13 protein-coding genes are annotated in these 13,718 nt (G+C 38.2%); 2 read left to right on the top strand and 11 right to left on the bottom strand.

Features of this window, described 5'->3' with window-relative positions; translation table 11 throughout:
- Positions 1-126 precede the first annotated feature (126 nt).
- Positions 127-987: a glucosaminidase domain-containing protein gene (locus PYW42_RS06755; RefSeq protein WP_002357562.1), complete on the bottom strand. Its 861-nt coding sequence runs from the start codon at positions 985-987 to the stop codon at positions 127-129.
- Positions 988-1,341: 354 nt separating this feature from the next.
- Here PYW42_RS06755 and PYW42_RS06750 point away from each other — a divergent pair, with 354 nt between their 5' ends.
- Positions 1,342-2,532, top strand: coding sequence for an MFS transporter (locus PYW42_RS06750; RefSeq protein WP_002389157.1), 1,191 nt, complete (start codon positions 1,342-1,344; stop codon positions 2,530-2,532).
- Positions 2,533-2,583: 51 nt separating this feature from the next.
- Here the strand turns inward: PYW42_RS06750 and tkt are convergent, their stop codons facing one another.
- Together tkt and PYW42_RS06740 are read right to left on the bottom strand one after the other, a co-directional pair.
- The gene (gene tkt / locus PYW42_RS06745) at positions 2,584-4,578 is read right to left on the bottom strand and encodes a transketolase (RefSeq protein ID WP_002389001.1); all 1,995 of its coding nucleotides are present in this window, start codon (positions 4,576-4,578) and stop codon (positions 2,584-2,586) included.
- A gap of 71 nt (positions 4,579-4,649) precedes the next feature.
- On the bottom strand, positions 4,650-4,892 hold the full coding sequence (locus PYW42_RS06740; protein ID WP_002382327.1) for a DUF896 family protein: 243 nt from the start codon (positions 4,890-4,892) through the stop codon (positions 4,650-4,652).
- 150 nt (positions 4,893-5,042) lie between these two features.
- On the opposite strand from PYW42_RS06740, the gene lexA reads away from it, so the two are divergent.
- Positions 5,043-5,663, top strand: a complete 621-nt coding sequence (gene lexA / locus PYW42_RS06735; RefSeq protein ID WP_002389348.1) for a transcriptional repressor LexA — start codon at positions 5,043-5,045, stop codon at positions 5,661-5,663.
- 13 nt (positions 5,664-5,676) lie between these two features.
- Here the strand turns inward: lexA and queG are convergent, their stop codons facing one another.
- The 8 genes from queG to PYW42_RS06695 all read right to left on the bottom strand — a co-directional run bounded on the left by queG (position 5,677) and on the right by PYW42_RS06695 (position 13,529).
- Entirely contained in the window at positions 5,677-6,846 is a 1,170-nt protein-coding gene (queG, locus tag PYW42_RS06730; RefSeq protein ID WP_002389298.1) for a tRNA epoxyqueuosine(34) reductase QueG, read from the bottom strand.
- Between the two features lie 23 nt (positions 6,847-6,869).
- Entirely contained in the window at positions 6,870-7,364 is a 495-nt protein-coding gene (gene dfr / locus PYW42_RS06725; RefSeq protein WP_002360302.1) for a trimethoprim-sensitive dihydrofolate reductase, read from the bottom strand.
- Between the two features lie 17 nt (positions 7,365-7,381).
- Positions 7,382-8,329: a thymidylate synthase gene (locus PYW42_RS06720; RefSeq protein ID WP_002384508.1), complete on the bottom strand. Its 948-nt coding sequence runs from the start codon at positions 8,327-8,329 to the stop codon at positions 7,382-7,384.
- Between the two features lie 17 nt (positions 8,330-8,346).
- On the bottom strand, positions 8,347-10,236 hold the full coding sequence (locus PYW42_RS06715; protein ID WP_002398297.1) for an ABC-F family ATP-binding cassette domain-containing protein: 1,890 nt from the start codon (positions 10,234-10,236) through the stop codon (positions 8,347-8,349).
- Positions 10,237-10,346: 110 nt separating this feature from the next.
- Complete coding sequence (locus PYW42_RS06710; RefSeq protein ID WP_002360309.1) at positions 10,347-12,401, bottom strand: cation:proton antiporter; 2,055 nt, start codon at positions 12,399-12,401, stop codon at positions 10,347-10,349.
- A gap of 35 nt (positions 12,402-12,436) precedes the next feature.
- Entirely contained in the window at positions 12,437-12,769 is a 333-nt protein-coding gene (locus tag PYW42_RS06705; RefSeq protein ID WP_002357572.1) for an ACP phosphodiesterase, read from the bottom strand.
- Positions 12,770-12,846: 77 nt separating this feature from the next.
- Positions 12,847-13,323: a hypothetical protein gene (locus PYW42_RS06700; RefSeq protein WP_002357573.1), complete on the bottom strand. Its 477-nt coding sequence runs from the start codon at positions 13,321-13,323 to the stop codon at positions 12,847-12,849.
- Between the two features lie 11 nt (positions 13,324-13,334).
- A complete protein-coding gene (locus tag PYW42_RS06695; RefSeq protein ID WP_002357574.1) occupies positions 13,335-13,529 on the bottom strand; it encodes a hypothetical protein in 195 nt (64 codons plus the stop codon).
- Positions 13,530-13,718 lie beyond the last annotated feature (189 nt).

Raw genomic sequence — 13,718 nt, 5'->3', positions numbered from 1 at the left:
AATTAAATAAAAAAACGGATTATACTCATCCAATAATTGCTGCTGGCCCTACCTATTTTCACGATAAAAGACCTTACAAAAACTACTGCTTTTGTAAGGTCCTTCTTCAACTAAATAATTGCAAAATTAACCGATTTGGATGGTTTGACCCACCGATAAAACAGAATCCAATGTTAATCCATTTAGTGACATTAAATTATCAACTGTCGTTCCAAAACGTGCAGCAATGTCCCACAATGTGTCGCCGTTTGCGACAGTGTAACTTTGACTAGCTACAGTTTCTGCTGTTGCTGTTGCAGAAGCCGCTGTATCGATTGTTGTATCAACGGTTCCCGTTGTATCTGAATAACTAGTGGTTTGAGCGACTGGTGCTCCCCAATCATATTGAGTTAAATTATATGCTTCAATTAACCAATTCAATTTTTCGGCATAGCCTGGATCAGTTGCATAACTTCCAGCTAAAGCGGCTGTTGCATCGCGATAACTGCTAGTATTACTCTTCCAAACGCCTGAATAATGGTATGTATCCCCAAAAGCAGTGGAACGAATAACATTGGCATGATCTTGGAACGATTCCGCATAAGAATTATAACTTCTAAATGCTGCTGTGACGGTCACCCATTGTCCGTCTAAATATTCTTTTGTTGGCATATAAACAGATTGTCCATTATAACTTCCTTTTACACCAAACAAGTTATAGTTCGGTGCAGATGCTAACCCAGAACTACCATAACTACTTTCTAGCAACGCTTGAGCAATCATGACGGAAGCATACATATCATTGCTATTGGCAACGGCTGCTGCTGAATTTCCGATTTCATTAATAAATGCTTGCTGGCTTGATTCTGCTTGGGCAGGTACCGCAGCACCAACCACAGGTGCTAAAATCATTGAAGTCCCCGCAACGGCGGTAGCACGTTTATAAGCTTTTTGCTTTTTAAGAGCTTTTTGAATATGTTTACTACTTCTTGTTAACTGTTCGCTCATTCATTTTTCCTCCTCACTGTCTCACTTTTCTATTTTACCGTTAATTTCCTATTGAAACAAGAAATAAACGTATTAAATTTTGAGTTTTAAAATTTCTGTAATGTAATTGAAATCTTGTTTGTATTTAATTAACCCTCTTCACACTTGTGAAAACAACCACTTCTTCTTTTCAATTTGATGAGATTTTTGTTATTTATCCTCTTACTTTTCTTTATTTATTGTGATAAAATTTTTAATGGACTTGTCACTTTTTGAACAAACTTTATAAGAGAAGTCTGTTTTTGTAATCAAAACAACTATTGCCGAGTAGTTGTTGTATTACAAAATGAATTACATAGAAATGTAGGTGGTTAGATGAAGAAACAACAATCGGGTTTAACAAATCAAGTGACGTTTTTATTAGCGTTAACTTGCGGGGTCGTGGTCGCCAATATGTATTATATTCAACCAATTGGCACCCAAATTGCTCAGGCCTTTCAAGTCAGTATTGGTTCTATTGGTTTTGTTACTATGCTGACCCAATTAGGCTATGCGCTAGGCTTACTTTTTCTTGTTCCATTAGGCGATGTCGTTGATCGTCGCAAATTAATCATTCGAGTAGCCGCGCTCTCCTCGCTGTCTCTAAGTGCTGCGTTTTTTGCACCAAGTTTTTTCCTTTTTGCACTCTCTTCTTTTTTTATCGGGTTGCTCTCTATTGTCGCCCAAATTATTATTCCTTATGCTGCGGTCATGGCGGGACCAGCGAACCGTGGTAAAGTAACAGGTCGAATGCTGGGCGGACTATTGACAGGAATTTTATTGTCTCGAACGATCTCGGGTTTCATTGCTAGTGCAGCTTCTTGGCGAACAGTCTACCTAATCGCCGTAATATTCGTGTTAGCATTGGTCGTTCTACTTCAATTAAAATTGCCCAAAACAGTGATACATACTCAAACTTCAAATCGATTAACTTATTTAGGTTCTTTGAAAAGTCTTCCTAAGCTAATCAAATCGCAACCTTTGTTAAGAGAAGCAACTGTCAATGGCTTTTTTATGTTTGCAACCTTTTCAATCTTTTGGTCTACATTAATTTTCTTTGTTAGTAGTCCAGCTTATTATTGGGGACCGAAAGAAGTCGGTATTTTAGCAATTTTTGGTTTATCGGGAGCATTCGTAGCACCCATCATTGGTCGTCTATCCGATTATTATCCAGAGCGGAAGATTGTTTTGATTGGCCTGTTGATGCAGTTCGGTAGTTTTATCTTACTTTTTCTAGGTGGAACACATGTGGTCTTACTAATCTTAGCAATTATTGTTTTAGATATCGGTACTCAATTTGGGCAAGTAGCCAATCAAACACGCGTCCAAAATTTGGGAGAAGAAGCCAGCAATCGTAACAATACCGTCTTTATGTTTTTCTATTTCATCGGCGGTTCACTGGGTTCATTGATTGGTACATTAATGTGGCAAAACTATGGTTGGTCTGGTGTTACTTTAACTGGTATTGGGTTCCAATTGTTCGCATTATTTTTTCACTTTATGCTCTTTGCTCCCAAAAAGAAATGAAGCAAAAAAACCTGAATGCTATCACAAGCATTCAGGTTTTTTAATGTTTATTTATAGTGATTTATAGGTATTAACCACATTTTCAGGAGTAAAGCCGAATTTTTCAAGAACTAGACCGCCAGGTGCAGAAGCGCCGAAGTGATCAATTGTGATTGTTTTGCCTTCTGTTCCTACATAGCGTTCCCAACCAAAGCTTGCTGCAGCTTCAATCGCCACACGTTTTGTCACAGCTTTAGGTAACACACTTTCTTTATATTCAGCAGATTGTTTTTCAAATAAATCAAAACTTGGCATTGACACGACAGATACATCGATGCCTTCTTCCGCTAATTTAGCTTGTGCTTCCACTGCTAGATTTACTTCAGAACCAGTCGCAATTAAAATCCCTGCTGGTTGTTCACCTTTTTGTGGTGACAATACATAAGCACCTTTTTGAACAGAATCAGAAGCGTGTTCTAACGTTCCTTCTAAAACAGGTAAGTTTTGACGACTTAGAACTAAAATAGTTGGTGTTTCCGTAGAATTCATAGCAATTTTCCAAGCAGCAACAGTTTCATTGCCGTCTGCTGGACGAATCACATGAACATTTGGAATGCAACGAACACTTGCTAATTGCTCAATTGGTTCGTGTGTTGGCCCATCTTCACCCACCGCAACAGAGTCATGCGTTAAGACGTAAGTTACAGGAACTTTTTGTAAAGCGGCTAAACGGATTGCTGGACGTAAGTAGTCAGTAAAGACGAAGAATGTTCCGCCATAAACATGGCTACCACCGTGTAATTGAATCCCGTTCATTGCTGCAGCCATTGCAAATTCGCGAACACCAAACCAAATATTACGGCCTTCGTATTGACCAGGTTCGAAATCTTTTTCTGCAGCAACCATTGTATTATTTGAGGCAGATAAATCAGCTGAACCGCCCCAGAAACTTGGAACAACTTTTGAAATAGCTTGAATCGTTTCTTTACTTGTTACACGACTTGCGGCACTTGTTCCTAGTTCATATTTAGGTAATTCTTGTTCCCAACCTTCAGGTAATTGGTTGGCAAAAGCTTCTTTAAATTGTTTGGCTAATTCTGGATGCGCATGTTCATAGTTCTTAAACATCTCATTCCAAGCCTCTTCAGCTTTTTGGCCTTCGTCAATCATCGTTTCTTTAAAACGAGCAGCGACTTCCTCTGGCACAGTAAAGTCAGGATATTCCCAACCATAAACAGCTTTAGCCGCTGTAATGCCCTCTTCACCAATTGGCGCGCCGTGAACGGAAGATGTTCCTTCTTTTGGTGCTCCGTAACCGATGACTGTTTTAACTTCAATCAGTGTTGGTTTATCTGTTTCAGCTTTAGCCGCTTCAATCGCAGCCTCTATTTCATCTAAATCATTGCCGTCTTTAACTAAAATATGTTGCCATCCGTATGCTTCATAACGAGCCCCAACATTTTCAGTAAAGGCTTTAGAAGTTGGTCCATCTAATGAGATGTCATTTGAATCGTACAAGACAATTAATTTACCTAATTTCATATGACCAGCCATTGAACTTGCTTCTTGAGAAACACCTTCCATTAAATCGCCGTCACCACAAATTGCGTACGTATAATGATCCATAATAGGGAAACTATCACGATTATAAGTTGCAGCTAAATGCGCTTCAGCCATTGCCATACCAACAGCCATAGCAATCCCTTGTCCTAGAGGTCCTGTTGTTGCTTCAACACCATCTGTGTGGTGCACTTCTGGATGCCCTGGTGTTTTACTATCCCATTGACGGAAATTTTTCAAATCGTCAATTGTTACGTTGTATCCTGATAGATGTAATAAGCTGTACAACATTGCAGAGCCGTGGCCTGCTGAAAGTACAAAACGATCACGATCAACCCAGTTTCTAGAAGTTGTTGGGTTCACCTTTAAATGTTTTGTCCAAAGTGCATACGCCATTGGGGCAGCACCCATTGGTAAACCAGGATGTCCTGAGTTCGCTTTTTGTACGGCTTCAATACTTAATGTCCGGATTGTATTAACGCCCAATTGATCTGTCTTGTCAAACAAAAAAATCATCTCCTAATTTAGGTTTTTTTTACCTTTATTCATAGTGTAGCTTATTTCGACAATGAAAGCAATTACTTTCTGTTGTGAAGTCCTTTTTCACGCTGAATTTTTTTTAGTTTTTCAGGAGTCACATCGGTCCCTTCTTGATCCACGACCTTCATTCCTTCGATATGGTGACGCATCCCTCCACGAAATGCTTCTAAATACTCTTTACGTAATTCTTGTTGTTCGACTTTTTCTTTCGCACTAAGTTCTTCCACTTTTGCTTTATTCGCTAATTCATTTATACGGGCAATTTTTTCTTTCGATAACATCAAAATCCCTCCTTACTCTCACTGTCTATATTATAAGAACTGCCTTAAAAAAACAACTATATTCTGATATTTATAAAACACGAACGCTTGTTTGATTTCGTTCGCATTTTATGGTACACTAATTTTATCAATTGAAAGAAGGTGCGGGTTTTGGCGAAACGTACAGAAACAAGACAATTAGAAGTACTTAAATATATATACGAACAAGTCGAATTAAAGGGCTATCCGCCAACCGTTCGCGAAATTGGGAAGGCTGTTGATTTATCCTCAACTTCTACCGTTCACGGACATTTAGCTCGTCTTGAAAAAAAGGGTCTAATCTTACGTGACCCAACAAAACCGCGAGCAATCGAATTAACACCAGAAGGCTTGGAAAAGATCGGAATTCAGCCGACAACTATTCCGATGTTAGGTGTCGTAACTGCTGGTGAACCAATTTTAGCGGTGGAAGAAGCATCAGATTTCTTCCCGTTACCTCCTGATTTACGTACAGAAGAAAATGCTTTATTTATGTTGATGATTCGAGGAGAAAGTATGATTAACGCAGGTATTCTAGATGGCGACCAAGTGATTGTTCGTAAGCAATCGAATGCCAATAATGGCGACATCGTAATCGCAATGACCGATGAAGATGAAGCAACCTGTAAACGATTCTTCCGAGAAGTAGATCATATCCGCTTGCAGCCTGAAAATGATGCATTAGCGCCTATTCTTTTAGATAACGTTACAATTTTAGGTAAAGTTGTTGGTTTATATCGCAATCATATTTAATAAAAAAAGGAAGTCACTCTGTTGAGCGGCTTCCTTTTTTGCTTGTTAACAAGTAAATAGCCTTTTGAGCTTCCTCGATAACCTCTGCTTCAGTTTCTACAGAAAGTAGATAATTTAAAGCTTCTAAACTTTGCTCGGGTTCTCTTTTTGCGAGCTGACCTAACGACCAAGCAGCTGTTCCGCGAATGACAGGACGCTGATCATTTAAACAGAGAATAATTTGTGGGATAGCTTCACGGCCGCCCAAATTCGCTAACGCAATTAAAGCATTCCGTTGCAATGGTTTTTTACCACGCCAAGAGCTTGCTAAGTGTCCGAATTGCTGTTTAAATTCTTTATTGGAAATAGTTAATAACGGTGCCAATTTGGGATAAACTTCTTCAATCTTTGGTTCCATCTCTTCATGAAAATGAAAATCTTTTCCTTTATTATAAGGGCAAACCAGCTGACAAATGTCGCAACCATAAATGACGTTACGCATTTTTTTCCGATACTCTTCAGGCATCATGCCTTTTGTTTGCGTTTGATAAGACAAACATTTTTGAGCATTCATTCGACCGTCCCCTAACAAAGCCCCTGTAGGACACCCTGTGATACAACGAGTACAATCACCGCAACCGTTTGGAACAGGTTCATCTGGCTCAAATTGAATGTTGGTGGTCACCTCACCTAAATATACAAAGGAACCAAATTCTTCGGTAATCAGTAGACCATTTTTACCAATGAATCCTAAACCCGCCCGCTGAGCAACAGCGGTGTCGACATATTCGCCAGTATCCACTTGCGGCCGAAAGCGCCAGTGTTCTTTTTCTGCTTCAGTGGCAGCTTGCTCTTCAATAAAAGCAATTAATTTTTGCAACCGATCCTGCAAAATGTGATGATAGTCAATTCCCCAAGAGGCTCGCGCAAATTGGCCACGCTTTTCATCTCTAGGCATTTTTCCCTGAGCTTTGGTGGGATAAGCTAAAGCAATGGAGATAATACTTTTAGGATGCTCAAACGTTTTTTCTGGGTAAATTCGTTCTTCCACATTTTGATGTTCAAACCCCGAGTTATATCCTCGCTCTCGTTGTTCATGCAGAGAATCTTCTAATTCAATAAATGGTTCAGCATGAGTAAAGCCGATTTTATCGATGCCTAAACGTTGACTCTCTTGAATAATTTTTTCTTTCAATGTCGGCATTGCTCATGCCTCCCTTCATTTTATTATTTATCGTTTCGATGATACGTTTCATAGTCATGTGCATAGAGATTTTTCTCGTCCACGACGCCGGGAACAGTGGCAACTTTTTCCCAAACAGACCAGTCGATTTCTGGAAAGAAAGTGTCGCCTTCAAACGTTTCATGAATCATTGTCCGATATAAGACATCGCATGCGGGAATCAGTTCTTTAAAAACGACAGAACCTCCACCAATAACGGTCACGCCTTCATACTTGTCAGCATACGCAAGAATTTCCTCTACGGAATGCATAACCAAAACGCCTTCAGCTTGGTAATCCGGATTACTGGTAAGAACAATCGTTGTTCGATTTGGTAACGGACGACATCCCATGCCTTCGAAAGTTGCACGTCCTAAGACCAATGTATTATGAATTGTTTTTTCCTTGAAAAATTTCAAGTCGTTGGGTAAATGCCAAGGCAATTTGCCTTCTTTACCAATCACTCCTTGTTCATCTTGGGCCCAAATGGCTGCTAACATAGCTTCTCTCTCCTTTTTTATACGGCAATCGGCGCTTTAATCGTTGGATGTGGGTCATAGCCTTCTACTTTAATATCTTCCATATCAAAATCAAAAACAGAAGCCTTGTCTGGATTCAAAACGAGCGTTGGGAAAGAACGAACTTCTCGTGATAATTGTTCTTGCATTTGCTCCACATGATTTTGATATAAGTGGGCATCTCCTAGCGTGTGTACAAACTCCCCCACTTCTAAACCTGTTTCATGTGCAATCAGATGTGTCAATAAAGCATAGCTTGCAATGTTAAAAGGAACACCTAAAAAAACATCGGCACTGCGCTGATAAAGTTGACAGCTTAATTTTCCTTCATTTACATAAAATTGAAACATAGTGTGACAAGGCGGCAACGCCATTGAAGGCACATCTTCTGGATTCCAAGCGGAAACAATTAAACGACGAGAATCAGGATTGGTTTTAATCATTTCAATCACATTAGCTAATTGATCGATAAAGCTACCATCTTTGGTTTCCCAGTGACGCCATTGCGCACCATAAATATTCCCTAATTCACCATATTTTTCTGCAAACTCTGCATCATTTAAAATGGTGTCACAGAACTTTTGATGTTCTTCTTTGTATTGTTCTGCAAACGCTGGATCTTGTAAGACACGATGCCCAAAATCCGTCATGTCTGGTCCTTGATAATCTGCGCTTTTTACGTAACGTTCGAACGCCCATTCATCCCAAATATGATTATTTCGCTCTAACAAATAGCGAATATTCGTGTCGCCTTTTAAAAACCACAATAACTCACTTTTAATCAAGCCAAACGGTACTCGTTTGGTTGTTAGTAAGGGAAATCCTTTGGCCAAATCAAAACGCATTTGATAGCCAAATAAACTATACGTCCCAGTTCCTGTACGGTCTTCTTTAAAATGACCTTCTTCTAAAATCTTTTTTCCTAGCGCTAAGTATGCTTCTTCCATCTTATTCCCTCCGTCTCTTAATCCGCGTATTCACTCAAGTATTCCCAACGATTCATTTTTTCTTCTAACAATTGTTCCGTTGCTGTTACTGCTTCTTGCAATTCTTGTAAACGAACAAAATCATCACCCTGATGATTCATTTCTTCAGTTAATGTTTCTAATTTCGTTTCTAATTGTGTGATGTCTTCTTCAATTGTTGCCCACTCTTTTTGTTCCATATAAGTCAGCTTTGTTTTTTCTTTCTTTTCTGTCGATGCTTCTTTTAATGGTTTATTGAGCGGTTTTTCTTTGACCTTTTCTTGTTCTTTTTGGTTCGCCAAATATTCACTCATCGTGCCATAAAATGATAGGATCTGACCATTTCCTTGAAAAACTAACAATTTATCCATTGTTTTATCCAAGAAATAACGGTCATGAGAAACCGCAATTACCGCTCCTTTAAACGTTTGGATATAATCTTCTAAAATGGTCAACGTATCAATGTCCAAATCGTTGGTTGGCTCATCCAATAATAACACGTTAGGCTGACTAATTAATAATTTTAAGAGATATAACCGGCGTTTTTCTCCACCAGACAGTTTGCCAATCAGTGTGCCATGCATAAAACGAGGAAATAAAAAGCGCTCTAACATTTCAGCGACCCCAACGCTGCTTCCATCACTTCGTTTCACTTCTTCTGCTGCTTCTTGCAAATAAGCAATCATCCGTTGATTAGGATCCATTTCTTCGTTTTGCTGGGTATAATAGCCAATTCGGACGGTTTCACCGATACTATATAGGCCACTCTCTAAAGGAATGCGTCCAGCTAAAATATTTAATAACGTGGATTTGCCTGCACCGTTTTTACCAGTAATGCCAATTCGATCGTTTGCTTGAATGAGTAAATTAAAGTCTTTCAAAAGCTGTTTATGATCAATGGCATAATTTCCTTCCTTGATTTCCAGAACTTTTTTCCCTAAACGCTGCGTGGCAAAGTCTGCTTCTAAGGTGCCATTGGTTTGTACCTGATGCAAGTTTTCTTTTAAATCCTGAAACCGATCAATTCTTGCTTGTTGTTTCGTTCCTCGTGCTTGAACGCCTGCTCGCATCCATGCAAGTTCTTGTTTGAAGAGGCGTTTTCTTTTTTCTTCTTGTTCTACAGCGACACGTTCACGTTCGGCTTTTTCCATCACATACGTTTCATAGTTTCCTTTGTATTCATACAGTTTTCCAAAAGAAAGTTCGAAAATCCGATTGGTTACTCGATCTAAAAAGTAGCGGTCATGGGTCACCATTAAAACCGCACCACGATAGTTATTTAAAAAGTTTTCCAGCCATTCAATCGTTTCATAATCCAGATGGTTCGTTGGTTCATCCAATAACAGTAAATCAGGCGCTTCAATTAAGACTTGCGCCAAGCTTACTCGTTTTAACTGCCCACCAGAAAGCTCCCCTATTTTCTTTTCCAATGTGGGAATGCCTAATTTTTGTAAAATAATTTTTGCATTGGTATCTGCTGTCCAAGCATCTTGTTTATTCATGGCTTCTTCTGCTTGCGTGTAACGTCTTTGAACCCCTTCGTCTAAACCATTCTCACTTAAAGCAGCTAACGCTAATTCATAATTTTTGACTGCTTTTATGATCGGGCTGTCTCCCTGAAACACGGCTTCTGCAATCGTAATATTCTCGTCAAATGTTTGATTCTGGGAAAGGTACCCAATTTGATAATCACTTGGCTGCTGAATCGCAGCAAGATCACCATCACCGCTATCTACGCCTGCAATAATATTTAATAAACTGGTTTTCCCTGTGCCGTTAATCCCAATTAAACCAATGCGATCTTTTTCATGAATCAAAAAAGAAAGATGATCAAATAGTGTTTTTTCCCCATATGTTTTGGTTAAATCTGTTACTTTTAATTCTTTCACCGACACTACCAACTCCTTCTATTTTGGTCTTGCTTATTGTATCAAAAATTGGATTATAAAAAAAGTGCATGAGATAAAAATCGTCTTGGTTTCATCTCATACACTATTACTTATTCTTTATTAAAATTTTTAACAAATCGTTTCAGCGGAACATTATTCACTTCGCCGCTAATCGAATAACTCTCTAATAAATTGACATTTTTTCGTAACTCGTTCGCTTCGATAATTGAAATGCGTTCAGATTGTTCGTAATGATCAATCATCCGTCGTTCTTCTTGGAAGCCTAATAATAGGTCTTTGACATAGTCTGTCTCCGTATGAACAATATACGAATCAATAAATTCGCCTTTTTCAAACTTATGGGCTAAATCCAAGCGTCCGTCAATGAAGAAATCAATTAAATCATCATCATAGACACCGCGCAAATTATCTAAACTCTTCAGAATAACTTGAGAATTTCTTAGAAAAACTTGGCGAATATTTTCTAGTTCTTCATTTCGTAATTCTTTTTCTTCTTCAGAAGCTTCACCACGATTGAAAAATAGCTTAGGATGTAAAAGAATCGAAATGATTTGTCGAGCAAATAATAACCAAAAGCCTACAATCGATAATAATTGTTTGGCAATCGACCGTTGCATCCGTGTAATCAAGCGTTGATACATACGATAACTTCTGACACTAATTTCTCCTTGTTTCAGACTTTCTTCTAAGCCGTCTCGTTCAATGGACACAATTAACGTCCGCAACTCTTGCACTTCTTGTTTTCGTTCCGCACTTAGCTGCTCGGTATACAATTCTTTTAAACGATCTTGATAATTTTCAATGACCGCATTCATTTCACCACGAGGATTCTCTTCATTTTGCTGTTTTAAGACATCAATGACATCACGTAATAAATCAATTTCGACTGACTCTTCATTTTCCACTTCCGTCTCTGAATCAGTTAAAAATGGTAAAACTAGAATCCCGCCAATCAGAGTCACCAAAATAACACAAGCCGTAATGAATAGTAATAACGGTCGTTCTTTAAAATGCTCGCCGTTAATCGCTGTTGGCAAAATAAAGATGGTGGCTAAACTCACTGTTCCTTTAACACCGCCAAAAGTTAAAATCAGCATTTCATTCATTGCGTTTTTAACTTTCTTAAGGCCATGTTGAAGCGTGTAAACACTGAAAATGGCTAAGAAACGAATCAAAAAGACAACGGCGCTAATAATTAGAACAACCATTAGTAGGAACCAGTTTGAATATTGTTGGTCAATCCAAATTGGCGAAAACACTTGAGAAAGTTCAATTCCTAAGAATAAGAAAACTAAGGCATTTAAAGTGAACTCAATCATACTCCAAATACTTTCGCCAACATTTGACAGCTCTGCTTCAAAAAGCGAAACTTTTTTCAAACTAGACGCTTGCATAATTCCAGCAATCACAGCGGCAATAATTCCAGAAACGCCAATCAACTCTGAAATTAAATAAGCAATAAATGGCAAGAGTAATTCAATCAACAAGTAGCCTGTAACATCTTTTGCCACTGCAGTTTCAAGTAAATGAACAATTTGCTGTTTTAATAGAACTAACACGATTCCGACTACCGCTCCACCAATACTGGAAATAACCAAGGTCCCTGCCGCTTCCACCGGCGAAAATGACCCCGTTAATAAAGCCGCTAACGCAAATTGAAAGGCTGTAACGCCTGATGCATCATTAATGAGCCCTTCACCAGATAAAATGTTCATCGAACGTTCAGGAATGTCAATTCGTCCTGATAACGAACCTACCGCCACCGCATCCGTTGGTCCTAGAGCCGCTCCAAAAGCGAAGCAAGCGGCTAATGGTAAAGTAGGCAAAATCATATGCAGGGTCCAGCCGACTCCGACTAAGGTAATTAACACACCAAAAAAGGCCAAGAAAAGAATCATCCCGAAATTTTTCATCATTGCTTTCAGATTGATTAGCTCCCCTTCTCTAAATAAAAGCGGTGCAATAATCATTACTAAAAACACTTCAGGCTCAAATTCAATTTCCTGCCCCATTTTAGTTAAACCAATTAGAACGCCTACAATAATTTGCACAATTGGCAGCGGAATGACGGGAACAATCCGGTTGAATATGTTTGAGAAGGTAATAGACAGTGCAAAAACAATGATTAGAAAGGTAAATTCCATCCTATCATTCCCTTCTATATTAAATTTTTATTGACTTACCGATCAAAACATTTAAGTAATTTTTTCTTTTTAAGAATAATTTTCTTTTCGACTTCTTCTAACTCAGAACTGCGTTCGCAAAGTTCCAATTGAGCGCGTCGTGCTTCTAAACGAAGAAGTTCTCCTTTAATTAATTCAATTTTTTTGTAGCGTAAGAAATTTTTCTTTTGCATACGTTCTGCAAAGTGTTGTCGTTTTTCTTCAGGGATTGCTTGATATTTCTTTTTCAAGTCAGCGACACACTTTTCAAATTCTTCACTCACCGAAACAACTTCCTTCCAAAATTTAATCTGACTAATTATAACAAATTTTACCAAAAGTACAAGCAAAATTGCTTTCTTTTTTTCAAAAGAAATTCAGATAAAACTTAACGCGGGAAAAGCTGATTTCTAGGAGCTGAACATGGTTAATCTTCATTAACAATAATATCAATTTCTGCCTCTTCATTCATCCGTGTTGAAAGAAAAAGAACCATTTCTTCTAGTGGCGCAGAAAAGCGTAAAACCACCCCTCTTCTGCCTTTTTTTAAATACCCTAAACGAATACCGTTCGACTTTTGAACAAGGACAATCTTTTCGATATCTTTAAAGGCCGTGCCCCGATTGTCAAAAGGATGCGTAATAATACAGTCCTCCGCAAAACCTCTTGCATCGTAAAGAAAACTGAAGATAATCAAAATATATAACACACTTCGAATCATTTCAATTTTATCTCCTGCCGAAAATGCATTGGCCAGAATCATTAAACTAAAAAAAGCAACTAAATATTTTGTTGTAGGATGTTTTGCAGCCGGAATTACAATACTTTTACGTACGAAGTAAAAGTAACCATACATAACGACGACAAATAAAAATAGCAATAACGTAAATCCATCGATAATCACAAACGACTCCTTTATTTCTTTTTCTTTTGAATATCTGTTAATATATCATTTATTTCTTTAATTTCTTTTTTTGATTCGTTAATCTTTTTGATAACCGCCTCACGGTTTTTTCCAGGCGGTAAGTCAATTGATTCTTGGTAGTAGTTTGCTAAAGCTTGAACTTTTTTCATTTTTTCGCTTTGCAACAAGGCTATATTTCTTTTCATTTAACCGCCTCCTCTTCCTTAGTATACATTACTTTGTAAGGAATTGCTTAATTTGCAAGATATTTTCTAATAAAAAGGAGTAATTTTACATTTTCTTATAAACAAAAAGTATTCGGCTGAGTAACAGTAGCGAACGATAAAATAATAGAATAAAAAATGAGACAGAAGTAGTTTACTTTTGTCTCATCT

Source organism: Enterococcus faecalis, assembly GCF_029024925.1.
GTDB lineage: Bacteria > Bacillota > Bacilli > Lactobacillales > Enterococcaceae > Enterococcus > Enterococcus faecalis.
Note: the sequence above shows the minus strand (reverse complement) of the source record. Positions and strands in the feature narration are given on the sequence as shown.

Excerpts from the sequence above, each read along its gene's own strand:
- PYW42_RS06755 (WP_002357562.1), bottom strand. The coding sequence starts at position 987 with ATGAGCGAACAGTTAACAAGAAGTAGTAAACATATTCAAAAAGCTCTT.
- PYW42_RS06740 (WP_002382327.1), bottom strand. The coding sequence starts at position 4,892 with ATGTTATCGAAAGAAAAAATTGCCCGTATAAATGAATTAGCGAATAAA.
- PYW42_RS06720 (WP_002384508.1), bottom strand. The coding sequence starts at position 8,329 with ATGGAAGAAGCATACTTAGCGCTAGGAAAAAAGATTTTAGAAGAAGGT.
- dfr (WP_002360302.1), bottom strand. The coding sequence starts at position 7,364 with ATGTTAGCAGCCATTTGGGCCCAAGATGAACAAGGAGTGATTGGTAAA.
- queG (WP_002389298.1), bottom strand. The coding sequence starts at position 6,846 with ATGCCGACATTGAAAGAAAAAATTATTCAAGAGAGTCAACGTTTAGGC.
- PYW42_RS06750 (WP_002389157.1), top strand. The coding sequence starts at position 1,342 with ATGAAGAAACAACAATCGGGTTTAACAAATCAAGTGACGTTTTTATTA.
- PYW42_RS06695 (WP_002357574.1), bottom strand. The coding sequence starts at position 13,529 with ATGAAAAGAAATATAGCCTTGTTGCAAAGCGAAAAAATGAAAAAAGTT.
- PYW42_RS06710 (WP_002360309.1), bottom strand. The coding sequence starts at position 12,401 with ATGGAATTTACCTTTCTAATCATTGTTTTTGCACTGTCTATTACCTTC.